This window comes from Herbidospora cretacea (assembly GCF_001570605.1).
Taxonomy (GTDB): Bacteria; Actinomycetota; Actinomycetes; order Streptosporangiales; family Streptosporangiaceae; genus Herbidospora; species Herbidospora cretacea.
Genome location: NZ_BBXG01000004.1, coordinates 303,665 through 329,920, shown reverse-complemented (window position 1 = coordinate 329,920; position 26,256 = coordinate 303,665). Strand labels below are relative to the sequence as shown.

The 26,256-nt window shown below is 72.2% G+C and carries 26 protein-coding genes and 2 riboswitches; of the genes, 16 read left to right on the top strand and 10 right to left on the bottom strand.

Going from position 1 to position 26,256, the window contains the following annotated elements; genetic code table 11:
* Positions 1-13 precede the first annotated feature (13 nt).
* Positions 14-964, bottom strand: coding sequence for a GlxA family transcriptional regulator (locus tag AW270_RS09660; protein WP_061292967.1), 951 nt, complete (start codon positions 962-964; stop codon positions 14-16).
* 84 nt (positions 965-1,048) lie between these two features.
* On the opposite strand from AW270_RS09660, the gene AW270_RS09655 reads away from it, so the two are divergent.
* Positions 1,049-1,468, top strand: a complete 420-nt coding sequence (locus AW270_RS09655) for a DUF6010 family protein (RefSeq protein ID WP_061292966.1) — start codon at positions 1,049-1,051, stop codon at positions 1,466-1,468.
* Here the strand turns inward: AW270_RS09655 and tenA are convergent.
* Positions 1,414-2,073 (bottom strand): thiaminase II, encoded by a 660-nt coding sequence (tenA, locus tag AW270_RS09650; RefSeq protein WP_061292964.1) that lies wholly within the window; start codon positions 2,071-2,073, stop codon positions 1,414-1,416. The two genes, AW270_RS09655 and tenA, sit on opposite strands and share 55 nt — an antisense overlap.
* Positions 2,065-2,176: riboswitch (TPP riboswitch) on the bottom strand. Its footprint overlaps the gene before it by 9 nt.
* A gap of 6 nt (positions 2,177-2,182) precedes the next feature.
* Positions 2,183-4,078, bottom strand: a complete 1,896-nt coding sequence (locus AW270_RS09645) for an AfsR/SARP family transcriptional regulator (RefSeq protein WP_061292961.1) — start codon at positions 4,076-4,078, stop codon at positions 2,183-2,185.
* 23 nt (positions 4,079-4,101) lie between these two features.
* Between AW270_RS09645 and AW270_RS09640 the strand changes: the two genes are divergently transcribed.
* The 4 genes from AW270_RS09640 (at position 4,102) to AW270_RS09625 (ending at position 6,888) form a co-directional block, all read left to right on the top strand.
* The gene (locus AW270_RS09640) at positions 4,102-4,989 is read left to right on the top strand and encodes an alpha/beta fold hydrolase (protein ID WP_061292958.1); all 888 of its coding nucleotides are present in this window, start codon (positions 4,102-4,104) and stop codon (positions 4,987-4,989) included.
* Between the two features lie 80 nt (positions 4,990-5,069).
* A complete protein-coding gene (locus AW270_RS09635; protein WP_061292957.1) occupies positions 5,070-5,426 on the top strand; it encodes a YciI family protein in 357 nt (118 codons plus the stop codon).
* Positions 5,423-5,722 carry a YciI family protein gene (locus tag AW270_RS09630; protein WP_061292955.1) on the top strand — a complete coding sequence of 100 codons (300 nt, stop codon included), beginning with the start codon at positions 5,423-5,425 and terminating at the stop codon, positions 5,720-5,722. The genes AW270_RS09635 and AW270_RS09630 overlap by 4 nt, the downstream gene beginning before the upstream one ends.
* Positions 5,719-6,888: an RNA polymerase sigma factor gene (locus tag AW270_RS09625; protein ID WP_061292953.1), complete on the top strand. Its 1,170-nt coding sequence runs from the start codon at positions 5,719-5,721 to the stop codon at positions 6,886-6,888. The genes AW270_RS09630 and AW270_RS09625 overlap by 4 nt, the downstream gene beginning before the upstream one ends.
* Before the next feature lie 9 nt (positions 6,889-6,897).
* Here AW270_RS09625 and AW270_RS09620 read toward each other — a convergent pair whose 3' ends face one another.
* Entirely contained in the window at positions 6,898-7,605 is a 708-nt protein-coding gene (locus AW270_RS09620) for an SDR family oxidoreductase (RefSeq protein WP_061292952.1), read from the bottom strand.
* Between the two features lie 94 nt (positions 7,606-7,699).
* Between AW270_RS09620 and AW270_RS09615 the strand changes: the two genes are divergently transcribed.
* Positions 7,700-8,551: a LysR family transcriptional regulator gene (locus AW270_RS09615; RefSeq protein WP_157521787.1), complete on the top strand. Its 852-nt coding sequence runs from the start codon at positions 7,700-7,702 to the stop codon at positions 8,549-8,551.
* Positions 8,552-8,554: 3 nt separating this feature from the next.
* On the opposite strand, the gene AW270_RS09610 is transcribed toward AW270_RS09615, so the two are convergent.
* Positions 8,555-9,322: an isoprenyl transferase gene (locus AW270_RS09610; protein WP_061292950.1), complete on the bottom strand. Its 768-nt coding sequence runs from the start codon at positions 9,320-9,322 to the stop codon at positions 8,555-8,557.
* A 362-nt stretch (positions 9,323-9,684) separates the two neighbouring features.
* Here AW270_RS09610 and AW270_RS09605 point away from each other — a divergent pair, with 362 nt between their 5' ends.
* Positions 9,685-10,596 carry a nitroreductase/quinone reductase family protein gene (locus AW270_RS09605; RefSeq protein WP_061292948.1) on the top strand — a complete coding sequence of 304 codons (912 nt, stop codon included), beginning with the start codon at positions 9,685-9,687 and terminating at the stop codon, positions 10,594-10,596.
* A 175-nt stretch (positions 10,597-10,771) separates the two neighbouring features.
* A riboswitch (SAM riboswitch) is annotated at positions 10,772-10,887 on the top strand.
* A gap of 15 nt (positions 10,888-10,902) precedes the next feature.
* On the top strand, positions 10,903-12,114 hold the full coding sequence (locus AW270_RS09600) for an aminotransferase class V-fold PLP-dependent enzyme (RefSeq protein WP_245674643.1): 1,212 nt from the start codon (positions 10,903-10,905) through the stop codon (positions 12,112-12,114).
* Here the strand turns inward: AW270_RS09600 and AW270_RS09595 are convergent, their stop codons facing one another.
* Positions 12,115-12,666 (bottom strand): TetR/AcrR family transcriptional regulator, encoded by a 552-nt coding sequence (locus tag AW270_RS09595; protein WP_061292946.1) that lies wholly within the window; start codon positions 12,664-12,666, stop codon positions 12,115-12,117.
* A gap of 95 nt (positions 12,667-12,761) precedes the next feature.
* Here AW270_RS09595 and AW270_RS09590 point away from each other — a divergent pair, with 95 nt between their 5' ends.
* On the top strand, positions 12,762-13,661 hold the full coding sequence (locus tag AW270_RS09590) for an NmrA family NAD(P)-binding protein (protein ID WP_061292944.1): 900 nt from the start codon (positions 12,762-12,764) through the stop codon (positions 13,659-13,661).
* Between the two features lie 11 nt (positions 13,662-13,672).
* Here AW270_RS09590 and AW270_RS09585 read toward each other — a convergent pair whose 3' ends face one another.
* From AW270_RS09585 to AW270_RS09570, 4 genes are read right to left on the bottom strand one after another with little or no spacing between them, the layout of a single operon-like run.
* Complete coding sequence (locus AW270_RS09585; RefSeq protein ID WP_061292943.1) at positions 13,673-15,043, bottom strand: glycoside hydrolase family 5 protein; 1,371 nt, start codon at positions 15,041-15,043, stop codon at positions 13,673-13,675.
* A gap of 15 nt (positions 15,044-15,058) precedes the next feature.
* On the bottom strand, positions 15,059-15,856 hold the full coding sequence (locus AW270_RS09580) for a carbohydrate ABC transporter permease (RefSeq protein ID WP_218009141.1): 798 nt from the start codon (positions 15,854-15,856) through the stop codon (positions 15,059-15,061).
* Positions 15,840-16,793 (bottom strand): carbohydrate ABC transporter permease, encoded by a 954-nt coding sequence (locus AW270_RS09575; protein WP_218009140.1) that lies wholly within the window; start codon positions 16,791-16,793, stop codon positions 15,840-15,842. The genes AW270_RS09580 and AW270_RS09575 overlap by 17 nt, the downstream gene beginning before the upstream one ends.
* 18 nt (positions 16,794-16,811) lie before the next feature.
* On the bottom strand, positions 16,812-18,203 hold the full coding sequence (locus AW270_RS09570) for an ABC transporter substrate-binding protein (protein WP_061292939.1): 1,392 nt from the start codon (positions 18,201-18,203) through the stop codon (positions 16,812-16,814).
* A gap of 355 nt (positions 18,204-18,558) precedes the next feature.
* Between AW270_RS09570 and AW270_RS09565 the strand changes: the two genes are divergently transcribed.
* The 7 genes from AW270_RS09565 (at position 18,559) to AW270_RS09535 (ending at position 26,256) form a co-directional block, all read left to right on the top strand.
* Entirely contained in the window at positions 18,559-19,605 is a 1,047-nt protein-coding gene (locus AW270_RS09565) for a LacI family DNA-binding transcriptional regulator (RefSeq protein WP_061292937.1), read from the top strand.
* A gap of 81 nt (positions 19,606-19,686) precedes the next feature.
* A complete protein-coding gene (locus AW270_RS09560; protein ID WP_062332562.1) occupies positions 19,687-20,052 on the top strand; it encodes a tautomerase family protein in 366 nt (121 codons plus the stop codon).
* Positions 20,053-20,061: 9 nt separating this feature from the next.
* Positions 20,062-21,078, top strand: a complete 1,017-nt coding sequence (locus tag AW270_RS09555; RefSeq protein ID WP_061292934.1) for an NAD-dependent epimerase/dehydratase family protein — start codon at positions 20,062-20,064, stop codon at positions 21,076-21,078.
* On the top strand, positions 21,078-21,923 hold the full coding sequence (locus AW270_RS09550) for an SMP-30/gluconolactonase/LRE family protein (RefSeq protein WP_061292932.1): 846 nt from the start codon (positions 21,078-21,080) through the stop codon (positions 21,921-21,923). Before AW270_RS09555 ends, AW270_RS09550 begins: the two co-directional genes overlap by 1 nt.
* Before the next feature lie 2 nt (positions 21,924-21,925).
* A complete protein-coding gene (locus AW270_RS09545) occupies positions 21,926-22,864 on the top strand; it encodes an aldo/keto reductase (RefSeq protein ID WP_061292929.1) in 939 nt (312 codons plus the stop codon).
* Between the two features lie 25 nt (positions 22,865-22,889).
* Complete coding sequence (locus AW270_RS09540; RefSeq protein WP_061292928.1) at positions 22,890-25,199, top strand: glycoside hydrolase family 3 N-terminal domain-containing protein; 2,310 nt, start codon at positions 22,890-22,892, stop codon at positions 25,197-25,199.
* A gap of 37 nt (positions 25,200-25,236) precedes the next feature.
* The gene (locus AW270_RS09535; RefSeq protein ID WP_061293517.1) at positions 25,237-26,256 is read left to right on the top strand and encodes a Gfo/Idh/MocA family protein; all 1,020 of its coding nucleotides are present in this window, start codon (positions 25,237-25,239) and stop codon (positions 26,254-26,256) included.

Sequence of the window (26,256 nt, the reverse complement as noted above, 5' to 3'; positions counted from 1 at the left end):
GACATTTCCCGCCTCACGGAGCGGCCGTCCGGAACGAGGAACGGTAGGACCGAGGGGTGACGCCGACGACCCGTTTGAACCTCTCGCGGAAGGCGGAGGCCGAGCCGAAACCGGCCCGCGCCGCGACGCGTTCGACCCCCTCGTCGGTGGTCTCCAGCAGGAACTGGGCGCGCCGCACCCGGGCCCGCAGCAGCCACTGCACCGGCGTGGTGCCGGTCTGCTCGCGGAACCGCCTGCTGAACGTCCGCCCGCTCATCCCGCCGCGCCGGGCCATGTCGGCCAGCGTGACGTCGCGCGCGAGGTTGTCCTCGATCCACGACAGCACCGGGTCGAGCTGCGACCCCCTCGGGACGCCCGGAGGGGCGTGCGGGACGAACTGCGCCTGCCCGCCCTCCCGTTCCAGCGGCACGACCGACAGCCGGGCCGACATGGCGGCGACCGCCGAGCCGAAGTCACGCCGGACCAGGTGCAGGCACAGGTCCAGCCCGGCGGCGGCCCCGGCCGAGGTGAGGATCTGGCCGTTGTCGACATACAGGACGTCGGGCCGGACGTCCACCTGCGGGAACCGGCGGGCGAGCTCGTCGGCGGCGGCCCAGTGGGTGGTGGCGCGCAGGCCGTCGAGCAACCCGGCGGCGGCCAGGGTGAACGCGCCCGCGCAGATGGAGGCGATCCGCGTCCCGGCGCCCGCCGCCGCGCGCAGGGCGTCGAGGACCTCGGGGGCGGGGGGTGGGGCCTCCTCCGAGCAGCCCGGCACGACGATCGTGCCGGCCTCGCCCAGCGCCGCCAGGCCGTGGGGGGCGATGAGGGTGAAGGCCTCGCCCTCGACCCTCGGCGCCGGGGCGCAGACCATCACCCGGTAGGGCCGGCTCCCGTCGGCCAGCCGCGCCCGGCCGAAGACCTCGACCGGGGTCGCCAGGTCGGCCGCCACCACATGGTCCAGAGCCAGGACCGCCACCGTGTGCATGCCGCCACGTTAGGCGAGAACCCGGCGAACATTGGCGATCCATCCCCTGGGGCGGCCCCGAGGGCCGATCTACCCTCGCCACCCATGGACATCATCGTGCCGGTCGTCATCGGGCTGGTCTTCGTCGCCGTCATGTCGCTCATCCCGGAGCCGCGCCGCCGCCACGTCAACGCCGTGCTGGTCGGCGGCGCGGGGGCCGCGTATCTGAGCGGCGGCGGCCTCGGTCCCTGGGAGCTGCTGCTGCCCGTCGTCATGACCTACGTCGCCTACCGGGGGCTGTCGAGCTGGACGTGGATCGGGGTCGGCTGGCTGATCCACACCGCCTGGGACGTCGTCCACCACGTGCAGGGCAGCCCGATCCTGCCCTTCTTCCCCGACTCGTCCTTCGGCTGCGCGCTCTGCGATCCGGTCATCGCCGTGTGGTGCCTGACGGGCGGCCTGTCGATCCGTCAGATCGGCCAGCGTTCACGCCGCCAGGCGGCGTCCCAGAACATCCACTCGTAGCGGGCCGTGGTGACGAAGTGTTCCCCGGCCCTCGCCCGCTGCGCCTCGGTGGCCTCCGCGCCGGCTCTGTCGGCCAGCTTCACCACGCGGCGGACCGTGTCCTGGAAGGCCTCGTTCGCGTACGCCTCGATCCAGCGCCGGTAGAGCGGATCAGGTGAGGACCGGGCGAGCAGGTCCTCCCCGACCCTGGCGTAGATCCAGTAGCAGGGCAGCACCGCCGCCAGCCCGTCGAGGAACGACCCGCCGTAGACGGTGGCCAGCACGTAGCTGGTGTACGCCCGCGTCGTCGGCCCCACCGGCTGCTCCGCCGCCTCCTCGGCCGACCCGCCGAGGTCGGCCATGAAACCGGCGTGCATCTCCCGCTCGGCCGCGATGGCCCCGGCGGCGTCCCCGGCGAACGCCTGGGTGGTCTCGTCGTCGGGCGCCCTGGCGGCGCACACCGCCAGGGCGCGGGCGTAGTCGCGCAGGTAGTGCGAGTCCTGGACGACGAAATGACGGAACGCCTCGCGCGGCAGCGTCCCGTCGGCCAGCCCGGTGAGGAACGGGTGGCCGAGGATCGCCCGGTAGGTGGGGGCGGCGGAGTCCCACAACTGATCGCTGTACACAGACCTTCTCCCTACGCCGGCATGACCCGGTCAGGTTCCGGCGGTCTGCGGCCGCCTCAGCCGCACTCTCAGCCCGGTGCGCCGGGCTCCCGCGATGTCGTGATCAAACCTAACCCACGTCCGCCACCGGGCCGAGGCTGACCAGCCCGCTCGCCGCCCCGGCCAGCTCACCCGACGCGGGAGCCAGCGCCGCCCGGGCCCGGCGCAGCGCGGCCGCGTCTCCCCGCCGCCGGGCGGCCAGCGCCAGCAGCGCCCACATGGCCTCGGCGAGCAGGTCGCAGGGCGGGTCGGGGACCGCGCCGAGGTCGGCGTCCGCTTGCAGCAGCGGGCGGACCCACGGTTCGTAGGGGCCGTAGAGGGCCGGGTCGTCCGGTTCGGGCGGGCGGCCGTGGCGCAGGCGCAGGCACAGCGAGGCCAGTTCCGGCAGGCCACGGCTCAGGCCCGGCATCCCGGCCGTGCCGAGCAGGCGCGCCGCGTCGAGGTAGGCGGCCCGCTGCGCGGTGAAGGAGGCGGCCGGGTCCTCGGCCAGGCGCAGCGCCCGGTACCAGGTGGTGAACACGGTCGTCAGCGGGCGGTCGTGGCGGGCGGCCAGGTCGTCGAGGCGCGCGGCGTGCCCGTCGGCCACGCCGAAGTCGGCGACGGCGCACGCGGACTGCAACCCGATGAGGTGTCCCAGGATCTCGTGACTGGCCAGGCCGTGGCGTACGGACAGATCGAGGATCTCCGCGCCGACGAGCGCGCGCCGGCCCGACAGCCCGGTGTGCCCGAAGCACTGCATGTAGACGCCGTTCAGCGCGAACACCAGCAGGGCCGGGTCCTCCAGCTCGCGCGCGATCCGCTCCGCCTCCTCGGCCGCCGCGCGCGCACGGGGCGAGCCGTCGCCGCGCGACTCCACAGCGACGGTCGCCAGCAGCCGCGCCCGGGTGCCCGGCGGCGTGCCGGGCGGGAGCCGGTCGAGGGTCCGCAGGGCCGCCGCGACGACCCGCGCGGACTGGGCGGGGTCGTCGGAGCGGGTCCAGATCGCCGGCACGTCGTAGGCGCCGATCACCCGCGCGGTGAGTTCTGGATCGCCCAGCTCCTCGGCCGCCTCGACGGCGGCGGCGCGGTGTTCCCGGGCGGCCGGCAGGCCGTCTCCGCCGGTCACCGCGAGGCCCCGCATCAGCCCGACGGCCGCCTCCAGCCTCGGCCCCGCCCCCGGCGCGGCACGGTCGTGCGCGGCGGTGGCGCCCGCCCACACCCGGGCCGCCGCGTCGCCCGGAGCGGCCAGCCCGGCGTCCTGGCGCAGGACGGCGGTCTCCAGGTCGCGCAGCGCGGGCCCGGGGTCCAGGCCGAGCCGCCCGGCCAGCTCGGCGCGGGCCTCGCGCAGCACGGACAGCGCGTCGGCCTGGCGGCCGGTCCGGTAGAGGGCCAGTGCCAGCAGCCGCCACGGCTCCTCCCGCCAGGGGTGGGCCCTGGTGTGCGCGACGAGGTCGGGCACCGCCTCGGCGGCGCGGCCGAGGTCCAGCAGCGCCCCGGCCCGCCGTTCGACGGCGCGCAGCCGCAGCTCCGCCAGCCGGTCGCGCTCCGGCCGCGCCCAGGGGGCCTCGGCGAAGTCGGCGTAGGCCGGGCCGCGCCACAGGGCGAGCCCCGCGTCGAGCGCGGCCAGCAGCCGCGCGGGCGGCTCGGCGGCTCCGGCGGCCCGCTCGAAGTGCCGGGCGTCGACGTCGGCGGTCCGCAGGGCGTAACCGGGCCCGGCGGTGACGATCAGGGCGGCGGGCGTCCGGGGCGGCCGGTCGGGCTCCAGCGCCCGGCGCAGCGCCGCGACGAAGGTGCGGATCGCGCCGGCCGCGCCCTCCGGCGGGTCCTCCCACAGGTCGGCGGCGAGCACCGCGACCGGCACCACCCGGCCCCGCGCGACGACCAGCCGCGCCAGCACCTCCCGGTGCCTCGGCCCCTTCAACGGGATCGCCGCCCCCGCGGCGTCCCACGCCTGCACCGGTCCGAGCACCCCCACGGAAACGGACACCCCGCCACGCTAGCGCTGACCGGATGCTCATCGGCGCACGCCAGCCTGGACCCGTGATCGAGAACTTCACCTACCACCGTGTCCCCGTCGCCGACGGGGTGTCCCTGTCCACCGCCGTGGGCGGCTCCGGCCCCGCCGTCGTCCTGCTGCACGGCTTCCCGCAGACCCACCTCATGTGGCGGCACGTGGCCGCCGACCTCGCCGCCGACCACACCGTCATCTGCCCCGACCTGCGGGGCTACGGCGCCAGCGACAAACCCGCCGACGGCTACTCCAAACGGCGGATGGCCGCCGACGTCGTCGCGCTGGCCGCAGCGCTCGGCCACGAACGGTTCGCCCTGGCCGGCCACGACCGGGGCGCGCTGGTCGCCTTCCGCGCCGGGCTCGACCACCCGGCGGCGGTCACCCACCTGGCCTGCCTGGACGTCCTGCCGACCCTCGACATGTGGGACGTCCTGCGCGGCGCCTCCGCCGCCGTCGGCTGGCACCTGTTCCTGATGGCCCAGCCCCCGGGCCTGCCCGAGAGGATGATCGCCGCCGACCCGGACGCCTTCTTCGCGCACTTCCTGGACCAGTGGGTGAACGACCCCGCCGCCATCGACGCCACCGCCCGCGCCGCCTACCTGGCCGCCTCCCGGGAGGCGATCCCGTCGATCGTGGCCGACTACCGCGCCTCGGCCGGGATCGACATCGACCACGACACCGCCGACCGGGCGGCGGGAACGACGCTGGCCATGCCGGTGACGGTCGTCCAGCAGGACTGGGGCGCCGCCCTCGGCTACGACGCCGCCGCGCTCTGGCGGGCCTGGGCCCCCGATCTCCGCCACCACACCACCCGGGCCGGCCACTTCATGGCCGAGGAGGCCCCGGCCGAGATCGTCCAGCGGCTGCGCGAACTGCTGGCCCGCTGACCGTATTTTCTTGAGGACCGATGTCAAGAACGCCGTGCCGGTGACGACTCACCTCCGAACGACCGGCAAAGGGAGATGACATGAAGTTTCTGTTGATCATGCACATCAACGAGCAGATCTGGGACGCCCTCACCGAGGAGGAGCGCCAGGAGGTCATGAGCGGCCACGGCCCGTTCATGGAGGCGATCACCGCGTCCGGCGAGATGGTCAGCACCGCCGCGCTGGCCAACCAGACGCAGAGCGCCGTGGTCCGGGTCCGCGACGGCGTCCCGGCCGTCACCGACGGCCCGTTCCTGGAGGCCAAGGAGTACCTCGGCGGCTTCTACATGGTCGACGTCGAGTCCCGCGAGCGCGCGCTGGAGCTGGCCGCGCTCATCCCCGACGCCGCCATCCCCGGCCTGGGCGTCGAGGTCAGACCGGTGGTCTTCACCCAGTGAAGTTCCTGCTGAACCTCTACGTCGAGCCGACGGAGGAGGCGGCCCTGGCCGGGGAGCTCCTCTGCGGCCAGGTGTTCGCCGACCCGTCCATCACCGCCGCCGTCCGGTCGCACGACGGGGTGGCGGCGGTGACCGAGGGGCCGTACACCCCCGGTTCCGACCAGCCGACCGGCTGCTACCTGATCGACTGCGACAGCCGGGAACGCGCGCTGGAGGTGGCGGCGCTGATCCTGGCCGGCCGCGACGGCGGCGTCGAGGTGCGGCCGCTGATGGACTCGGCCGGGATGGAGATGTGAGCGCGCCCCCACGCGTGGAGGACCTGCTGCGCGACCTCGCGCCGCAGGTCCTCGGCGTGCTGCTGCGCCGCCACGGCGGGTTCGAGGAGTGCGAGGACGCCGTCCAGGAGGCGCTGCTCGCCGCCGCGACCCAGTGGCCGGTCGAGGGCCTGCCCGACAGCCCGAGGTCCTGGCTGGTCACCGTGGCCTCGCGCCGTCTCGTCGACCACGTGCGCAGTGAGCAGGCCCGCCGCCGCAGGGAGCTCACCGTCGCGGCGATGGAACCGGAGGGCGCCGAGCCGTCCGGCCACGACGACACCCTGAATCTGCTGTTCCTGTGCTGCCACCCGGCGCTGTCCCCGGCCTCCCAGGTCGCCCTCACCCTGCGGGCCGTCGGCGGCCTCACCACCGCCGAGGTGGCCAGGGCCTTCCTGGTCCCCGAGGCCACGATGGCCGTCCGGATCAGCCGCGCCAAACAGAAGATCAAAACCGCCGGGAGCTTCGGGCACGGCGGCTTGGACGCCGTCCTGCACGTCCTCTACCTGATCTTCAACGAGGGCTACACCGCCAGCAGCGGCCCCGACCTGCACCGCGCCGAGCTCACCGACGAGGCGATCCGCCTCACCCGCGCGGTCCACCGCTCACGCCCCGACGACGGAGAGGTCGCCGGCCTGCTGGCCCTCATGCTCCTCACCGACGCCCGCCGCGCCGCCCGCACCGCCCCGGACGGCGCCCTGATCCCCCTCGACGACCAGGACCGGGACCGGTGGGACCGGGCGCTGATCGACGAGGGCACCGCCCTGGTCACCGACGCCATGTCCCGCTCACCCCTGGGCCCCTACCAGCTCCAGGCCGCCATCGCCGCCCTGCACGTCCAGTCACCCACCGACTGGGAACAGATCCGCATCCTGTACGTCGTCCTCCAGCGCCTGGCCCCCAACCCGATGGTCACCCTCAACCACGCCGTCGCCGTCGCGATGACGCGGGGCCCGCAGGCCGGGCTCGACCTGCTCGAAGACCTCGACGACGACCCCAGGATCGCCCGCCACCACCGCCTCCACGCCGTCCGCGCCCACCTCCAGGACCTCGCGGGCGACCACGAGGCCGCCCGCGAGAACTACCTGCTGGCCGCCCGCCTCACCACGAGCCTCCCCGAACAGCGCTATCTGCGGGAGAAGGCCGGATGACGTCACGGCTCACCAGGGGATGACGCCGTCGTCCTCGAAGAAGCCGCCGGTCGGGCCGTCGTCGGGGAGGGTGGCCAGCCGGATCGCGGTGGCCGCGCCCTGCTCGGGGGTGCGGGGGCCGAGGAAACCGGTGAAATCGGTCGCGACCAGGCCGGGGCAGGCGAGGTTGACCAGGATGTTCGTATCGGCCAACTGGCGGGCGTACTGCACCGTGACGGCGTTGAGGAACGTCTTGGACGGCGCGTACGCCGCCATCACCGGGCCCGCCTGCCGGGTCAGCGAGGCGACGCTGCTGGAGAGGTTGACGATGCGCGGCGACGCCGAACGCCGCAGCAGCGGCAGCATCGCGTTGGTCACCCTGATGACCCCCAGCACGTTGGTCTCCACCACCGCCCGCACCACGTCGAGGTCGAGCGCGGTCGGGTCCTGCTCCCATCCGGGGCCCGTCGGTCCGGAGATGCCGGCGTTGTTGACCAGGACGTCCAGTTCCTCGATGAGTTCCGCGGCGGAGGTCGCGCTCGCGTCGCTGGTCACGTCCAGCGGCACCCCGAAGGCGTCGACCCCGGCGGCGCGCAACCTCCCGACGGCGGTCTCCCGGCGGGTCTCGTCGCGCGCCCCCACCCCCACCCGGAAACCGAGGGCGCCCAGTCCGGCCGCGATCTCGTAGCCGATCCCCTTGTTCGCGCCGGTGACCAGCGCGGTTCTCGTCTCGCTCATGCGGTCGATGCTGGCGCGCGGGCGAGCGGCGCGGCCAACACCGATCCGGTGCCCTGTCATACCCTGGCGGTATCACCCGAGTAGGGTGAGGCGCGTGGACACCCTGGAGACCCGCGAACTGCGCTATTTCGTCGCCGTCGCCGAGGAACTGCACTTCGGCCGCGCCGCCGAACGCCTCGGCATGGCCCAGCCGCCGCTCTCGCGCGCCATCCAGCAGCTCGAACGCCGCCTCGGCGTCACCCTCCTCGACCGCGACCGCCGCGGCGTCTCCCTCACCGGCGCGGGAGAAGTCCTCCTGTACGAAGGCCGCGCCGCCCTCGACGCCACCAGCGCCGCCGCCCGCCGCACCCGCCGCGCCGGCGGCGTGGACCACCCCGACCGCCTGGTCCTGGCGGTGAAGGCGGCCGGCTCCCACGAACTGGTCCAGAGACTCCTCGACGCCCACGCCGCCCAGCCGGACGCGGCCGAACTGGAGGTGCTGCCGTGCGGCATCTGCGAACAGGAGGAACTCCTCCGCGACGGCCGCGCCGACGCCGCCCTCATGCACGCCCCCTTCAACAACCTCGCCGGATTCGACAGCGAGGCACTCATGTCCGAAGGTCAGATCGCCGTCGTGCCCACCGGGCACCCCCTCGCCACGCGCCCGGCCCTCACCCTCGCCGAGGTCGCCGACGTCCCCGGCCTTCCCATCGCCCGCTGGCCCCGCGACGGCGTCTACCCGCCGGGACCGGGCCCGGAGGCCCGCGACCTGACCCAGCTGGCCCAGCTCATCGCCCTCGGCCGCACCCTGGCCGTCGTCCCCGACTCCGCCCGCGCCTGGTTGTGGGCCGACCACACCGCCGTCCCCCTGACCGACGCGCCGCCTGTCGTCACTCACATCGCCTGGCCCGCCCACAGCCGCTCCCGCGCCCTGGCCGCCCTGGTCCGCACCGCCACCCAGCTCTGATCATCAGCGCCCGAAGCGGCGGTCGCGTCCCGCGTAGGCGCGCAGCGCTCGCAGGAAGTCGATCTCGCGGAAGTCGGGCCAGTGGCACTCGCAGAAGTGCATCTCGGCGTAGGCCGACTGCCACAGCATGAACCCGGAGAGACGCTGCTCCCCACTGGTCCGGACGATCATGTCGAGCGGCGCCTGCTCTGCGGTGTAGACGTGCCGGGAGATCAGCTCCGCGTCGAAGCCCTCCAGGATGTCGTCCAGCGCCCTGCCCTCGGCGAGCTGCTCCGCGATCGCCGACCGGACCGCGTCGGCGATCTCCCTCTGACCGCCGTAACCGATCGCGACGTTGACCCTCGCTCCGCCCACGCGCCCGGCGGTCCGGTCGGCGGCCTCCTTGATGGCGCGCGCGGTGGCGACGGGAAGGAGGTCGAGGGTGCCGATGGGGGTGACCTGCCACGGATTGCCGGGGGCCGCGAGCTCCTCGATCACGTCCTCGATGATGCCCAGCAGGGCGGTGAGCTCGGACTCGGACCGGTTCAGGTTGTCGTCGGAGAGCAGGTAGACGGTGACCTGCTCGATGCCGTAGGCGTCGCACCAGCGGAGGAACGCCGGGATCTTCGCGCCACCCGCGCGGTGGCCGTCGGCCGGGTCGCGGAGACCGGCCGACCTCGCCCAGCGGCGGTTGCCGTCGACCATGATCCCGATGTGGCGCGGCATCAGCTCCGGGGGGAGCCGCCCGGCCAGCCGCCTGACATAGATCAGGTCCAGCACTCTCCTCAGCATCCGGCCATCGTCGGCCGTCCTGACCGGGCGGACAAGCGAGTGCACGGGATCTGCGCAGGAAAACGACACGTTGACGGGCGGCGGCGGGGGTGGGTGTAATGGACGCGGTGTCGCGTGACTCCGGCCAAAGAGCAGTGGGCCGGCCGGTGATCGGGCGAACACCCCGAACCAGGGAGACCGCCGTGAGTTCCATGCTCCGCGCCCTGTAGACGCCTCAGCGCATCCCCTTTCACACCGCAGCCGGCGGTCGCTCCGCCCTGCGCACCCGCTGCCGGGTGCCGAGGGCCGCAACCTGCGTTCATCACCATCGGTCGTTCCGCAGTCATCGCTGCGTTCGCAGAGTCTTGGAGACGTACATCCGCATGCCCACGTCGTTCAATCAATCGGTCATCGAGGAATTCCGCGCCAACGGGGGAAAGGTCGGCGGCCCGTTCGAAGGCGGGGATCTGCTCCTGCTGACGACCACCGGCGCCAGGTCGGGAAAGGAGACCACCGCTCCCCTGGGTTACGTCCGCCACGGCGACTCGCTGCTGGTCGTCGGGTCGAACCTCGGCGGCCCGCGCCATCCCGCCTGGTACCACAACCTGCTCGCCCATCCCGTCGTGCGGGTGGAGATCGGCGCCGAGAGCTTCGAGGCCCTCGCGGTCCCCGCCGAGGGAGCGCGGCGCGAGGAACTGTTCGCCCACGTCGTGGGGGTGTCCCCCGGATACGGCGACTACCAGGCGCGGACCAGCCGGGTGCTGCCGGTCGTGGTGCTGGAGCGCGCCGAGCCCGACGGCTGGGAAGCCCCCCGCGAGGTCGCCACCCTCGCCGACAAGCTGCTGGAGATCCACACCTGGTTGCGGAGCCAGCTGCGCCACGTCGGCGCGGAGGTCGACGCGCACCTCGCCGCGCGAGCGGCCCACGACGGCCTCGGTGAACCGCCGCCCCCGGGCCTCGGCCTGCAGATCCGCCAGCGCTGCCTGGCGTTCTGCCAGTCCCTGGAGTTCCACCACACCAGCGAGGACGGCCACCTGTTCCCCGGGATCGCCGCCCACCATCCCCACCTGGCGGACACCTTCGCCCGTCTCGCCGACGAGCACCGCGCGGTCGCGGGCATCCAGGCCGAACTGGTCACCCTCCTGGCCGGCATCGGCGCCGCCGACCCCGAGCGCTTCCGCGCCGAACTGACCCGGATGTCGACCGCGCTGAACGCCCACCTGGACCACGAGGAGGAGTCCCTCCGTCCGATCCTGAAGGAGGTGCCCTGGCCGCCGAACACACAGAAAAGCTGATCGCGTCCACAACGAGCTGGACAGCGCCCGGCTTCAGGTGAACGCGTGTTACAGCAGGTCGCGGCAGTTTGTGCGCCGGGCGGTGATGACGTCTGACCGCCCGGCGCCTTTACAAAGTAGATCTCCGGCTGGGGCTTTACTTCGCCCCGGACCGTCGGGTTATAGTTCCGGCGTAGGTCATGAGTGCCAGCGCACAGCCCCGGCTTGCTGGCCGGCAACCCTCGCGTCCGCGGCGGGGTGCCCCGGGTGAGGACCTGGTCCGTCGCGGGGTGCGGCGGGCAAGCGCGTGGCCCTCTGGAGGCACTTGTGTCCGCCGTGTTGTCCCTCGACGTCCCCGTTCGCGACGGCGAGCTGGTTCCCTACGCCAATCTCGACTACGCCGCCAGCGCGCCGTGTCTGGAGGCGGTCAGCGTCGCCGTCGCCGAGGCGCTGCCCGCCTACTCCAGCGTGCACCGGGGCGCCGGGTACGCCTCCCAGCTGACCACCGCCCGCTACGAGCGGGCGCGGCACACGATCAAGGCGTTCGTCCGGGCCAGGACCGACGACGCGCTCGTGTTCGTCCGCAACACCACCGACGCGATGAACCTGCTGGCCAGGAGCCTGCCCGAGGGGACCACGGTGGTGGTCTTCGACACCGAGCACCACGCCACGCTGCTCCCCTGGGCCGCGCCGGTGCGGCTCGCGCCGCCCGCCTTTCCCGGCGAGGCGCTCCGGGCGGCCGACGAGGCGCTGGCCGCGATCGAGGGGCCCGCGCTGCTGGTGGTGACCGCCGCCTCCAACGTCACCGGCGAGCTGTGGCCCATCGCCGGGCTGGCGCACATCGCCCACCGGCACGGCGCGCGGATCGCGGTCGACGCCGCCCAGCTCGTGCCGCACCGGCCGGTGAACATCGCCGCTCTCGACCTCGACTACGTCGCCTTCTCCGGGCACAAGCTGTACGCCCCCTTCGGCGCGGGGGTGCTCGTCGGGCGGCGTGACTGGCTGGCGAACGCGGAGCCCTACCTGAAGGGCGGCGGCGCGGTCGTCACTGTGGGGGTCGCGGTGGGCGAGCGGACCGAGTGGCAGAGCGACGTCGAGGCGCGGCACGAGGCGGGCACGCCCAACGTGCTCGGCGCCATCGCGCTGGCCGCCGCCTGCGACCACCTGACCCTGACCGGCTGGGACGGCCTGGTCGAGGAGGAGGAACGCCTGCTCACCCGGCTCCGCACCGGGCTGGCCGCCCTCGGCAACGTGCACGAACTGGCGCTGTGGCCGGCCGACCACCCCCGCGTGGGCATCGTCTCCTTCGTCGTGGACGGCCACACCGCCCGCGAGGTCGCCGAGCGGCTCTCCGCCGACCACGGCATCGGCGTCCGGGACGGCAAGTTCTGCGCCCACCCGTTCGTCCGGCACCTGCTCGGCGTCGGGCAGGGCGGCTGCGACGAGATCGGCGGCGCGGTCCGGGCCTCGATCGGCATCGGCAGCACCGAGGAGCATGTCGACCGCCTGCTGGCCGCCCTCCGCACCTTCCAGCCCTGATCAGGCCGACGGGCTGATGCCCGAGAAGGCCAGGCCGAGGAGGCGGTTCGCCTCCTCGGCGGGGTCGGGGTGGTTCTCGGTGGCCAGGGCGATGCCGGTGATCAGGGCGATGAGGTCGGCGACGGTGACGCCCGGCGCGAGGGCTCCGGCGGCCTGACGGACCAGGGGTTCGCCGGCCTCCAGAAGACGGGAGGTCGCGCAGTGTTCGTGGGCCGGCCCCGGCTCCAAGCCGCAGTCGCGGTTCAGGGCCACGGCCAGGCCCCGGATGGTGGCCGCCGAGGTGGTGACGGCGGTCAGCCACTCCAGCAGCGCGGCCCGGGCGTCGGGGCGGCCGGTCAGGTCGGCGGCGTGGGCATGGAGCGACTCCACCCGTTCGCGGAAGACGGCGGCCAGGAGCGCGTGCCGGTTGGGGAAGTGGCGGCGTACCGTGCCCGACCCCACGCCGGCGAGGCGGGCGATCTGTTCCAGGGAGGCGTCGGCGCCGTTGAGGGCGATCTCCTCCGCTGCCACCGAGAGCAGGCGCGCGTAGTTGCGCTGGGCGTCGGCGCGCATGGGCTCACCTCGGGGATTGCTAAACGGCGGGGCCCTCCGTATCGTACCGGAACATAACCGGCGGGGTCCGCCGGTTAAACCTCTGGGGAGTTCTCATGTCGTATGTCCTGGTCACCGGTGCGACCGGCCGGCAGGGCGGGGCCACCGCCCGTGCCCTGATCGCGGCGGGGGTGCCCGTCCGGGCGCTGGTCCGCGATCCCTCGACGGCGCGGGCCAAGGCGGTGGAGCAGCTGGGCGCCGAGCTGGTGACCGGCGACCTCACCGACCCCGCGTCCCTGGCCGAGGCCGCGCGCGGGGCGCGGGCGGTGTTCTCGGTGCAGATGCCGCCGATGACCGAGGGGCCTTCGGGGACCGTCATCGACTTCGACGGCGAGCTGGCCCAGGCCGTCAACCTGATCGAGGCCGCGCGGAGCGCCGGGGTGCCGCAGTTCGTGCACACGTCGGTCTCCGGCGCGGGGCAGCGGGTGACCGTCGAACGGTGGGCCGGGATGGACCCCTACTACGCTACCAAGGGCGCCGTCCAGGACCGCGTCCGGGAGGCGGGGTTCACCTACTGGACGCTGATCAAGCCGGGCTTCTTCATGGAGAACTTCCTGCCCGAGCTGGCCTATCTGTTTCCCCGCGGGGTCGAGGGCGGTCTGGCCACCGTGATCAAGCCGCACACCAAGTTGTCCCTGGTCGCGGTCGACGACATCGGGCGGGCCGCCGCCGCGGCCGTCGCCGATCCCGAGCGGTTCCACGGGATCGAGCTGGAGCTGGCGAGCGACCGCCGCTCCATGACGGAGATCGCCAAGGCCCTCTCGGCCGCGCTGAGGACCGAGGTGGCCGCGCCCGACCTGACCGAGGAGGAGGCCATCGCCAAGGGGATGCCCGCGTGGGCGGCGGTCTCGCACGAGCGCACCGGCGTCGTCGGCCAGCCCGCCCGGCCGGAGTACGCGCGCGCCTTCGGCATCCCCCTGACCACCTTCGAGGAGTGGACGCGCGCGTACCTCTGACGACCTGGTCCCTAGCCCTCGATCATCTGGTCGCGCAGGGTGGTGCGCACGTCGCAGTTGGCCAGGGCGAACGAGTCGGCCAGCGCGATCAGCTCCTCGTCGGAGACGTCGCGGAACAGCTCGGCGTACTCGTAGGCGAGCGGCTGGGCCACCGTCAGGTTCAGCAGCAGGGTCCGGACCCAGTCGTACTGGCCCCACGGGTAGGGGTCGAAGCCGGGGAACTCGTCGGCGATCATCTTGTAGTAGGGGCCGGTCACCTCGGCGACGCCCGTGCCGTCGCTCCCCCACTGGTCGGCGCCCAGGCGCACCTTCTTGGCCACGAAGTCCCCGAACCGCTTCATGTACGGGGAGTCGGGACGCACCGTCACCAGTCCCTGGCGGCCCAGGTCCTTGTACATCCAGATCGACCAGCCGGCGTCGTCGCGCTTGAAGATGTCGAGCTGGTCGGCCAGGAGCTGCCGGAGCTCGGCGTCGCGGGGCTCGTCGCCGGTGTAGATGGGGCCGAACTCGCCGACCCAGACGGGGGTGCCGGTGCGGCGGGAGTACTCGGTGCGCTCGGCGTACTTCTCCTCCAGGGTGGACTTGTCCCAGTATTTCCCGGCGGTCTCGCCCGGATAGGGGCCGCCGCCGCCCAGGCCGGGGGCGGCGTAGTCGTGGGCGGCGTACACGGTGTTGTCCCACGGCTCGTCGAAGACGTCGAACTCGGTGGAGTAGGTGTTGCCGTCCAGGAACAGGATGTGCCGGTCGTCGATCGCGCGGATCGCGTGGACCAGGCGGGTGTAGAACGGGCCGACCACCTTGCGCGACTCGTCGGCGGGCTCGTTGATCGGGTTGTAGCCGGCCACCCAGGGGTTGTCCTTGTAGTGCTCGGCGATGTGCTCCCAGATCTTGACCACGCGGTCCTGGAAGTGGGGGTGGTCCCAGAACAGGGGGCGGTGGGTGATGTTGTCGGAGTGCCAGTGGTGGTTCTGCGAGCCGGGCAGGGCGTGCAGGTCGATCACGGTGTAGATGCCGTGCTTGGCGCACGCCTCCACGGCCCGGTCGAGGTGCCGGAAGCCCTCGGTCTTGAACTCGAAGGGCCGCTCGTCGTCCTCGAAGTGGCGGTAGTTGACCGGGAGGCGGACGCAGTTCATGCCCATCTCGGCCAGCAGCTTCGCGTCGTCCTCGTTGAAGAACGCGGTCAGGAGGCGGTCGAAGAACAGCTCGTACTTCTCTTCGCCGAGGACCTCGCGCACCGTGCTGCGCATCAGCGACTCGTTGGCCGCGTAGCCGGTGATGAAGTTCTCCATGTTCAGCCAGCCGCCGACCGCGACGCCGCGCAGGCGGATGGACGTGCCCGACTCGTCGACGAACCGGCGTCCGTCGACCCTGAGGAAGGTCATGGGGGAGGTAATCCTTTACTTGACGGCGCCTGCGGCCAGGCCGCGTTCGAACAGGCCCTGCAGGCAGAGATAGGCGACGATCTCGGGGATCGCGGTGATGACCGCGCTGGCCAGCACCTTGGTCTGGTCGTTGCTGAACTGGCTGACGAAGAACTGCGGCAGCAGCGTCACGGTCTGCTGAGCGGGGTCCTGGATGAGGACCAGCGGCAGCAGGTAGGCGTTCCACGAGCCGATCAGCGTCAGCACCACGATCGCCGCGGCGATCGGCCGCGTCATCGGGATGATGATGTAGCGGAAGGAGGTGAACGTGCTCGCGCCGTCGATCCGGGCGGCGTCGAACAGGGCGTCCGGGACACCGTCGACGAACCGGCGGGCGATCAGCACCGTGAACGGGATCTGCAGCGCGGCCAGCGGGAGCACGACGGCCCAGTAGGTGTCGTACACGCCGAGGGCCAGCGTCGTGGCGAACAGCGGGGTGAGCAGGACGACCTCGGGCAGCGTCAGCGCGGCCAGGATCATCCAGAAGTAGACCTCCTTGCGGCGCACGCGCAGCTTGGAGAAGCCGAAGGCGGCGAGCATCGTCAGGACGTACACGATGACGATCGTCGAGGCGGAGATGATGACGCTGCTCTTGAAGAACGTGCCGATCGTGCCGACCTCGAAGACGGCGCGGTAGTTGCCCCAGCCCTCCCCCGCCAGCGACCCCTGGACCATGACGACCAGCGGGAACAGGTAGGGGATGACCATCGCGGTGGCCAGGATCTGGAGCAGCAGCCTGGCCGACGGGCGGCGGGCCTCAAACACCGCTCTCACCGTCCTTCCGGTTGGAGCGGGCGGCGACGGCGATGGCGCCGAGCAGGGCCAGCACGAGGAGCATGATCGACAGGGCGGCGCCGTATCCGACGTGGGCGCTGGGGATGCTGATCCGGTAGATGTAGGTGCCGAGGAACTCGGTGGCGTAGTTGGGGCCGCCGATCGTCACCAGATAGGGGATGTCGAAGGTCTTCAGCGCCCCGATCACGCTGAGCATGGCGAGCGCGACCGTGGTGCTGCGGACGCCGGGCCAGACGATGCTGACCAGGGTGCGCAGGTTGCTGGCGCCGTCGGTGCGGGCGGCCTCCAGCACCTCGGGGTCGATCTGGCCCATCGCGGCGTAGTAGAGCACGAAGGTCAGGCCGGTGAAGTTCCAGACGGTGATGAACATGATCACCGGCATCGCGGTGCTCGACTGGGCCAGCCAGGGCTGAGAGAGGAAGCCCAGGCCGATGTGGTCGAGGAACCAGTTGAGCTGGCCGTCGGCGGCGAACATCTGCCGGAACACCGGCGCCATCGTCGCCGGGGCGATCACCACCGGGGTGAAGACGATCACTTTGTAGAGGGTGGCGAGCTTCACCTTCGAGTGCAGCAGCGCCGCGAACACGAAGCCGAGCGCGGTCTGCGCGGTGAAGGTGACGACGAAGAAGATGATCGTGTGCCAGATGGCCTGCCAGAAGATCGGGTCGACCAGGATGTCCTGGTAGTTCTGCAGGCCCACCGAGGTCGGGGTGGGGCTGGTGCCGTCCCAGTCGAGGGTCGACAGATAACCGGTCTCGCCGATGCAGTAGTAGAGGATGCCGACCACGAAGACGAACGCGGGCAGGATCCAGGGAAGGCCGGAGGGGCGGATCGCCCCGCTCCGGGAACGCTGTCCCGGAGCGGAGGACCCGGAAGGACGGCGTGCCCCGGTCTTCGATGTGGTCGTGGAGGTCAAGGGTTCCGTCCTCGGGGGTTACTTGATCTTCGAAGCGGTGTCCTGCAGCGTGGCCGCGGCCTCCTCGGGGGTGGCCTCGCCGGCCGCCACCGTGGTGGACGCGACGCCGATCGCGGTCTGCAGGTCGGCGACCACGGTGGCCAGGCGCGGCTCGTCCGACTTGCCGGCGTCGGAGATCAGCTTCTCCAGCGCGGGCTTCTGCGCCTCGGGGTTGACCAGCTTGACGGCGTCCCAGTTGGGCTGGGCGCTGACCAGGGCGGGGATGTCGTTGAGGATGTCGGCCACCGCCTGCTGGCCCTCGGCGGAGGTGCCGAGCCAGGTCGCGAAGGTCGTCGCGGCGGCGATGTTCTTCGACTTCTGGTTCACGGCCAGGCCGAAGTCGGCGTCACCGTAGAGGGAGCCCACGTTGCCGGTGCCGGCGATGTCGGGGAAGGCGATGGGGAGCTGGGTGAACGGCTTGGGGTCGGCGACGCCGGCGCCGGAGATGGCGGCCGTCATGCCCTCCACGGTGGAGTACTGCATGTACCAGCTGCCCATCATGACCATGGCGTACTTGCCGGACATGAAGCCGTTGTTGGCGTCGGGGTACTGCTGGGTGCCGAGGGCGCCCTCCTGCATGATCCCGTCGTCGAACAGGCCCTTCCACAGGGTCAGCGCCTTGACGATCGTCGGGTCGGTCCAGGGCACCTCCTTCTTGAGGGCCTTCTCCCAGACGCCCGGCTGGACGTTGTTGGAGATCGCCTGGAGGGTGTCCTCGTTGAACGCGGTCTGGGCGGCGCCCTGCACGAAACATCCGACGTTGTTGGCCTTGAAGGTCGCGCAGACCTTCTTCCACTCGTCGTAGTTGGTCGGCGGCTGGAGCTTGTACTTGTCGAACAGGTCCTTGTTGACCCAGACCGTGCCGGAGAAGACCGAGCCGACCGACAGGGCGGCCAGCTTGTCACCGTTCTTCAGGCTCGACACGCCGATCGGAGCCAGTTTCGACTCCCAGTCGGCGCCCAGCGCCTTCTCCACGGCCGGCTTCAGGTCGAGGGCGTTGACGCCGTAGATGTCGACGGAGCCGTTGGCCGCTCCCGGGGCGACGTCGAAGACGTCCGGGCCGACCGACGAGGCGAGCGCCGGGCGGATGGCCGCGTCGTAGCCGTCGATCGTGAGCTTCTTGAAGGTGACCTTGATGTTCGGGTAGACCTTGTTGAAGGCCTTGATATAGGCGTTGGCGGGCGCCGCGTCGGGCGTCCACCCCCACCAGGTGATCTCGCCCGAGTCGGCAGGCCCCTGGTCGGCGCCCTGGGCGCCGTTCTGTGCGGGTGTGCCGCCGCCGGCGCATCCGGCGAGCACCAGCGCGCCGCTCATGAGCGCCGCGGCGAAGCCGAGGGGACGACGCTTCCAGATCCGCGAAGATCCCAGCATGTGATCTCTCCTTGCGCGTGATAGGCACGCACCGTGGTACTGACGCCGTTCCGCGCCCCGTTCGACGAGAGCCGGATCAGGCAAGGCTTCCGAAAACTTCCGAAAGTTTCGAAAGCGGTCTCGAAAGAGAGAAACACCGAGCTCTCGGCAGTGTCAAGAATTTCGGCTAAATTGTTTCCGTTGAGTTTCGAAACTCTAGATCTCGCATGACCTGTCGCCACCGCTCCCCCGAGCTGCCTCTTTGCGAACGTGTCCATGTTTCCGCAGTTCAAAAGCGCTCTGGACGGCACCGGCCCGGCCGGTGCTACGGTGTGAGAAAGTTTCGACAGATCGAATCTACGCATGATGAGGTGTCGTGCCGAAGCGGGCCACAGCCAGCCGCGCCGACCGGGTGACCATCGCGGTGGTCGCACGGGAGGCGGGGGTATCCGTGCCAACCGTGAGCAAGGTGCTCAACGGCCGTGACGCCGTGGGCCCGGACACCCGCAGACGCGTGCAAGCTGCGCTGGAGGCCACAGGCTACCAGCGAAGGGCCAGGTCAGAGCCACGCAAAGTGGGTCTGGTCGACTTCGTGATCACCGAGCTCGACACCGCCTGGGCGAGCGAGTTGCTGCGCGGAGCCGAGCAGGAGGCCTACCGGCTGGGCGCCCGGCTGGTGCTGACGGTCACCCACGACCGGCAGGCGAACCCGCGCGAATGGCTGCCGGCCCTCGCCTCCCGTCCCACCGACGGCGTGGTCCTGGTCGGGTCGGGCACCCAGCATCTGTCGGCCGCCCGGCTGCGCACGATCGACGCGCCCTTCGTGGTCATCGACCAGATGGGCGGCTACGACAAGGACATCCCGACGATCGGCGCCACCAACTGGGCCGGCGGCTTCACCGCCACCGAGCACCTGATCGGGTTGGGCCACCGGCGGATCGGCATGATCACCGGACCCGACGGCATCCCCTGCAGCCTGGAGCGCCTCGACGGCTACCGCGCCGCGCTGCGCCGGGCCGGCCTGCCGGTCGACGAGGGCCTGATCAGGCCCGGCGACTTCTACCCCGAGAGCGGCCGGCTGGGCGCCGCCGAGCTGCTCGGCCTGCCCGAACCTCCCACCGCGGTGTTCGCCGCCTCCGACCAGCAGGCGGCCGGGGTGTACGAGGAGGCGCGGGTCCGCGGCCTGCGGATCCCCCACGACCTCAGCGTCGTGGGCTTCGACGACACCGAGGTCTGCGAGTGGACGGCCCCGAAACTCACCACCATCCGCCAGCCCCTGGCGCAGATGGCGGTCCTGGCCGTGCGCGACGTGCTGGAGGGGGAGCACCCGGCCGAGGAGCCGCTGCGGCTGGAGCTCTCGACCAGCCTGGTGATCAGGGACAGCACGGCGGCACCGCCCGAAACTTCCCCGAAACAGCCTTGACGTCCCGGAAAGACGGCTCTACGTTGTCACCGAACGATTGGAGTTTCGGAGAATTCCCGAAACTTTCTTAAAGGAGTCCCAGTGCCTCTCGTGCAGATCGACCTCGACCGTTCCCTCGCCGAACGGCTGGGCCCGCAGATCAGCGAAGGTGTTCATCAGGCACTGGTCGACGGTCTCGGCATGGACCCGACCGACAAGTTTCAGATCTTCCGCACGCACGCGCCCGGCGAGCTCGTCGCCGACCCCGGATACAACGGCGTGGACCGCCGCGACCTGATCAGCATCCAGATCCAGATGGTCCACATGTACGACGTGACCACCAAGTGGGCGACCTTCGACCTGATCGCGAAGAACCTGGCGGACCTCGGCATCCGCAACGACGACCTGTTGATCAGCGTCGTGGAGAACGGCTTCGAGGACTGGTACGCCGGCAAGTCCCGCAACTAGGAGTTCACCATGAAGGTTCTCTACATCGGCGGCACCGGCACGATCAGCTCGTCGTGCGTGGCCGAGTCGGTCGCCCAGGGTCAGGACGTGTACGTCCTGAACCGCGGCAGGACGAGCAAGCGCCCCCTCCCCGACGGCGTCACCGCCGTCACCGGCGACGTCTCCAACCCCGCGTCCCTCAAGGCGGCGTTCGAGGGCGCCGACTTCGACAGCGTGGTCAACTTCCTCAGCTTCGGCGCCGAGGACGCGCAGGCCATGGCCGACCTGCTCGACGGCCGCGTGGGCCAGTACGTCCACATCAGCTCCGCCTCGATCTACCACAAGCCGGTCCGGCAGTGGCCGGTCACCGAGTCGACCACCCGGCGCAACCCCTACCTGGCCTACGCCCAGGACAAGATCGCCGCCGAGGTCGTGCTGGAGCGCGCCTACGAGGAGCGCGGCTTCCCCGTCACGATCGTCCGCCCGTCGCACACCTACGACGACGCCAACCCGCCGCTCCCCGGCGACTGGACCGCCTGGGACCGCATCGCCCGCGGCGACGAACTGGTCGTCCCCGGCGACGGCACCAGCCTGTGGACGCTCACCCACGCCCGTGACCTCGCGGTCGGCCTGGCCGGGCTGATCGGCAACTGGCAGGCGATCGGGGAGGACTTCCACATCACCTCCGACGAGTCGCTGACCTGGGACGAGATCTACGGCGTCATCGCCCGCACCGAGAGGGTCGAGCCCCGGCTGGTGCACCTGCCGTCGGAGTTCCTGCCGAAGGTCGCGCCCGACTGGTTCTGGTCCACCCTCATCCTGGGCGACCTGGCGCACACCGCGGTCTTCGACAACAGCAAGATCAAGCGCTTCGTCCCGGCGTTCCACGCGACCACGACGTGGTCCGAGGGAGCGCGGCGGCTGCACGCCTGGCGGGCCGCCAACCCCGAGCTGACCCGTCCCGACGCCGGCACCGACGCGGTGCTGGGCCGGCTCGTCGAGGCGCACCACACCGCCGTGGCCGCGATCACGGCTCCGGCGTCCTGATGGCGGAGGTCTGGCTGGAGGTCGGCGGCGTCCACCTGGAGGGTGTGACCTGGGACGACGTCGCCGGCTGCGTGCGGTTCGTGGACATCCCGCGAGGCCGCGTCTACGCCGGCGCCGACTGGGTCCACCTGCCCGCGCCCATCACCGCGGTGCACCTGACGACCGACCCGGCGACCCTGCTGGTCGCCGACGGCGACGGCATGGCGCTGGCCTCGGGCGGCTCCATCACCGCGCGCCTGGCCGCCCCGCTGGCGAACCGGCCGGAGATCCGGATGAACGACGGCAACGTCGACCCGGCCGGCCGCTACCTGGCCGGGAGCATGGCCTACGCCTTCACCACCGGCGCGGCGGAGCTCTACCGTCTCGACCGCGACCGCTCGCTGCACACCGTCCTCACCGGCGTGACGTGCAGCAACGGCATCGACTGGTCGCCCGACGGGACCCTCTGCTACTACGTCGACACCCCGACGAGGAAGATCGACCTCTTCGACTACGACGTGACGACGGGGGCGATGACCAACCGCCGGACCTACGCCGACACCTCCGACCTCTCGGGCATGCCCGACGGCCTCACCGTCGACGCCGACGGCGGGGTGTGGGTGGCGTTCTGGGGCGGCGGCCGGGTGGTCCGCTACTGGGAGGGGCGGCCCGACCTGACGATCGAGCTGCCGGTCACCCAGGTGACGTCGTGCGCGTTCGGCGGCCCCGGCCTGGACGAGCTGTACATCTCCACGTCCACCGAGGAACTCTCCCCCGCGCAGCTCCGCGACCAGCCCGCCGCCGGTGCGATCTTCCGGGCCGAGCCCGGCCACCGCGGCCGACCCGCGAACAGGTATGTGATCTGACCATGGACAGACGGCCTTTCGGTCGTACCGGCCTGAGTGTGACGCCGATCTGCATCGGCACGAGCCCGCTGGCCAGCATGCCCGACCTCTACGGCTACGCCGTCGACGACGCCCGCGCCGAGGCGACCGTGGGGGCCGTGTTCGACGGCCCGGTCAACTTCCTCGACACCTCCAACAACTACGGCGCCGGGTCGGCCGAGCGCCGGGTCGGGGCGGTGATCCGGCGGCGCGGGCTGCCGGAGGGGTTCGTGCTGGCCACCAAGGCCGACGCCGACCCGGAGACCGGCGACTTCTCCGGCGAGCGGGTCCGCCGCTCGGTCGAGGAGAGCCTGGAGCGGCTGGGACTGGACCATGTCCCGGTCATGTACCTGCACGACCCCGAATACCACGTCACCTTCGAGGAGGCGATGGCCCCGGGCGGCGCGGTCGAGGCCCTGGTCGCACTGCGCGACGAGGGCGTGGTCGGCCACCTCGGCATCGCGGGCGGGCCGGTCGGCCTGATGCGGCGGTTCGTCGGCACCGACGTGTTCGACGCCGTGATCAACCACAACCGCTGGACCCTGGTGGACCGCTCGGCCGGCCCGCTGATGGACGACGCCGCCGCCAAGGACATCGCCTTCGTCAACGGCGCGCCCTACGGCGGCGGCATGCTCGTCAAGGGCCCCGACGCCCAGCCCCGGTACGCCTACCGCGAGACCGGCGAGTCGATCCGCGCGGCGGTCCGGGCGATGGCGGCGGCGTGCGCAGAGCACGACGTGCCCCTGGCCGCCGCCGCGCTCCAGTTCTCGCTGCGCGACCCCCGCGTCACCTCCACCATCGTCGGCGTCTCCGAGCCCGGACGGATCGCCGCGACGCTGCAGCTCGCCGACACCCCGATCCCCGCCGAACTGTGGGACGAACTCGACCGGCTCGCGCCCCCCTCGGGCGGGTGGCCCGCATGATCCGCCGTATCAACCGGAGAGACACATGACGACCGTGACCACGCCCGTCCCCTGGAAAGACGCGGGACGCTCCCCCGAAGAGCGGGTCGAGGCGCTGATGGCGCGGCTGAGCCTGCCCGAGAAGATCGCCCAGCTCTACGGTGTGTGGGTCGGCATCGACAACACCGACGGCGAGATGGCCCCCCACCAGCACGAGTTCACCGCGCTGCCGATCCCGTGGGACGACCTGGTCAAGGACGGCATCGGCCAGCTCACCCGGCCGTTCGGCACCACCCCGGTCGACCCGGTCAAGGGCGCGGCGACCCTCGCGGCGGCCCAGCGCTCCCTCATCGAGGCCGGACGCTGGGGCGTCCCCGCGCTCGTGCACGAGGAGATCCTCACCGGCGTGGCCGCCTGGCAGGCCGGCGTCTACCCGAACCCGCTGTGCTGGGGCGCGACGTTCGACCCCGAGCTGGTCGAGCGGATGGGCGCCCAGATCGGCGCGACCATGCGCCGCCTCGGCGTCCACCAGGGCCTGGCCCCGGTCCTCGACGTCGCCCGCGACCTGCGCTGGGGCCGGGTCGAGGAGACGATCGGCGAGGACCCGCACCTGGTCGGCGTCATCGGCAGCGCCTACGTCAGGGGCGTGCAGTCGCAGGGAGTCGTCGCCACGCTGAAGCACTTCGTGGGCTACTCGGCGTCCAAGGGCGGCCGGAACCTGGCCCCCGTCTCGGCGGGCCGCCGCGAGGTCGCCGACGTGCTGCTGCCGCCGTTCGAGATGGCGCTCCAGGCCGGTGCGGGGTCGGTGATGAACTCGTACTCCGACATCGACGGCACCCCCGTCGCGTCCGACGTGACGCTGCTGACCGACCTGCTGCGCGACACCTACGGCTTCACCGGCACGGTCGTCGCCGACTACTTCTCGGTGGCGTTCCTCCAGACGCTGCACCACGTGGCCGAGTCGCCCACCGACGCGGCGCGGCTGGCGCTGACCGCCGGGATCGACGTCGAGCTGCCCACGGTCAACACGTTCGGGCCCGCGCTGGTCGAGGCGGTGGAGAAGGGCGAGGTGGACCTCGCCCTGATCGACCGCGCGCTGCGCCGGGTGCTGCTCCAGAAGGTCGAGCTGGGCCTGCTCGACGAGGGCTGGAGCGCCGACCCGCCCATCCTCGGCGAGGACGACCCCGTTCTCGACGGCCCCGAGGTCCGCGCCCTGGCCGGTGAGCTGGCCCGCCGTTCGGTCGTGCTGCTGCACAACGCCGGGGAGGCGCTGCCGCTGGCGCCGGGCGCGAGGCTGGCCGTGGTGGGGCCGCGCGCCGACACCGCGCAGGCCATGATGGGCTGCTACTCCTTCCCGATGCACGTCGGCGTGCACCACCCGGAGACCGAGATGGGCGTCGAGATCCCGACGCTGCTCGACGCGCTGCGCGCCGACTTCGACGTCGTCCACGCGCAGGGCGTGCCGGTGACCGGCGGCGACGACGAGGGCATCGCGGCGGCGGTCGCGGCGGCCGAGGAGTCCGACGTGGTCGTGGCGGTGCTGGGCGACCAGGCGGGGCTGTTCGGGCGCGGCACCTCCGGCGAGGGCTGCGACGCCCCCGGCCTGGCGCTGCCCGGCCGTCAGGAGGAGCTGCTGGAGGCGCTGCTGGCCACCGGGAAGCCGGTCGTGCTGGTGCTGCTGGTCGGCCGCCCCTACGAGCTCGGCCGCCAGATCGACCGGCTCGCCGCTGTGGTCTGCGGGTTCTTCCCCGGCGAGGAGGGCGCGGCGGCGCTGGCCGACGTGCTGTCGGGCCGCGCCAACCCGGCCGGGCGCCTGCCGGTGAGCTTCCCCCGCGACGGCGGCAACCAGCCCGCCACCTACCTCGGCGCGACCCTCGCGCAGAAGAGCGAGGTCAGCAACGTCGACCCGACCGCGCTGTTCGCCTTCGGCCACGGCCTGTCCTACGCGCCCGTGACGTGGGGCGAGGTCACCGGCTCCGGCGAGTGGGCCACCGACGGCACCTTCGACGTGACGGTGCGGCTGCGCAACGAGACCGCGCGGGAGTCCTCGGAGGTCGTCCAGGTCTACCTGCACGACCCGGTCGCCGAGGTGGCCCGGCCGCTCCAGGCGCTCGTCGCGGCGCAGCGCGTCGACCTGGCCCCCGGCGAGAGCCGCGAGCTCACCCTGACGCTGCACGCCGACCTGACCTCCTACACCGGGGCGTCGTGGCGGCGGCAGGTCGACCCCGGCGCGGTCGAGCTGCGGGTGGGCGCGTCCAGCGCCGACATCCGGGCCACCCTCGCCGTCACGATGACCGGCCCCCGGCGGCACGTCGGCTTCGACCGCGTCATGCAGGCGACCGTCACCTCCGCATGACCGAACGTGACTGACCGTGACCGAGAAGGAGTCCCCCATGTCCGAACCGCTGCGCTGGGCGATCATCGGCACCGGCGGCATCGCCCGCGCCTTCGCCGACGACCTGCGGCTGTCCGGCGCCGGTGAGCTGGTCGCGGTCGGCTCGCGCACCTCGGCCCGCGCCGAGGCGTTCGCCGCCGAGACCGGCGCGCCCCGCGCCTACGGTGACCAGGCCGCGATGCTCGCGGCCGACGACGTCGACGCCGTGTACGTCGCCACGCCCCACCCCGCCCACCACGCGGGCGCCCTGGCGGCGATCGAGGCGGGCAAGGCCGTGCTGGTGGAGAAGCCGTTCACCCTCAACCGGGGCGAGGCCGAGGACCTGGTCGCGGCGGCCAAGACGCACGGGGTGTTCCTGATGGAGGCCATGTGGACGCGGTTCCTGCCCCACATGGTCCGCATCCGCGAGCTGCTCGCCGAGGGGCGGCTCGGGGACGTGCGGCTCGTGGTGGCCGAGCACGGGGTCTGGTTCCGCCATGACCCCGTCCACCGCATGTTCGACCCGCACCTCGGCGGCGGCGCGCTGCTCGACCTGGGCGTCTACCCGGTGTCGTTCCTGTCGATGGTTCTCGGCACGCCGGTCTCGGTGACCGCCTCGACCCAGTTCGGCGACACCGGCGTGGACGGCCAGACCTCCGTCATCACCGGCTACGCGAACGGCCGCCAGGGCGTCGCGACCAGCAGCATGGAGGCGTTCCTGCCCAACCACGCCTCCATCGCCGGGACGGACGCGCGCATCGACATCGACCCCTGGTGGTACCGCCCCACGTCGTTCACGCTGACCGCGCGGAGCGGCGCGGTCGAGCGGTTCACCTTCGACGTGCCCGGCAACGGGCTGCGCTTCCAGGCCGAGGAGGTCGCCCGCTGCGTGCGGGAAGGCCTGCCGGAGAGCCCGATCCTGACCTTGCAGGAGACCTGCGAGATCATGGGCACCATGGACGAGGTCCGCGCCCAGGCGGGGCTCGTCTACCCAAGCGAGACGCGGACGGCCGAAGGCCGGCCGTGGCTCGCGCCTTGA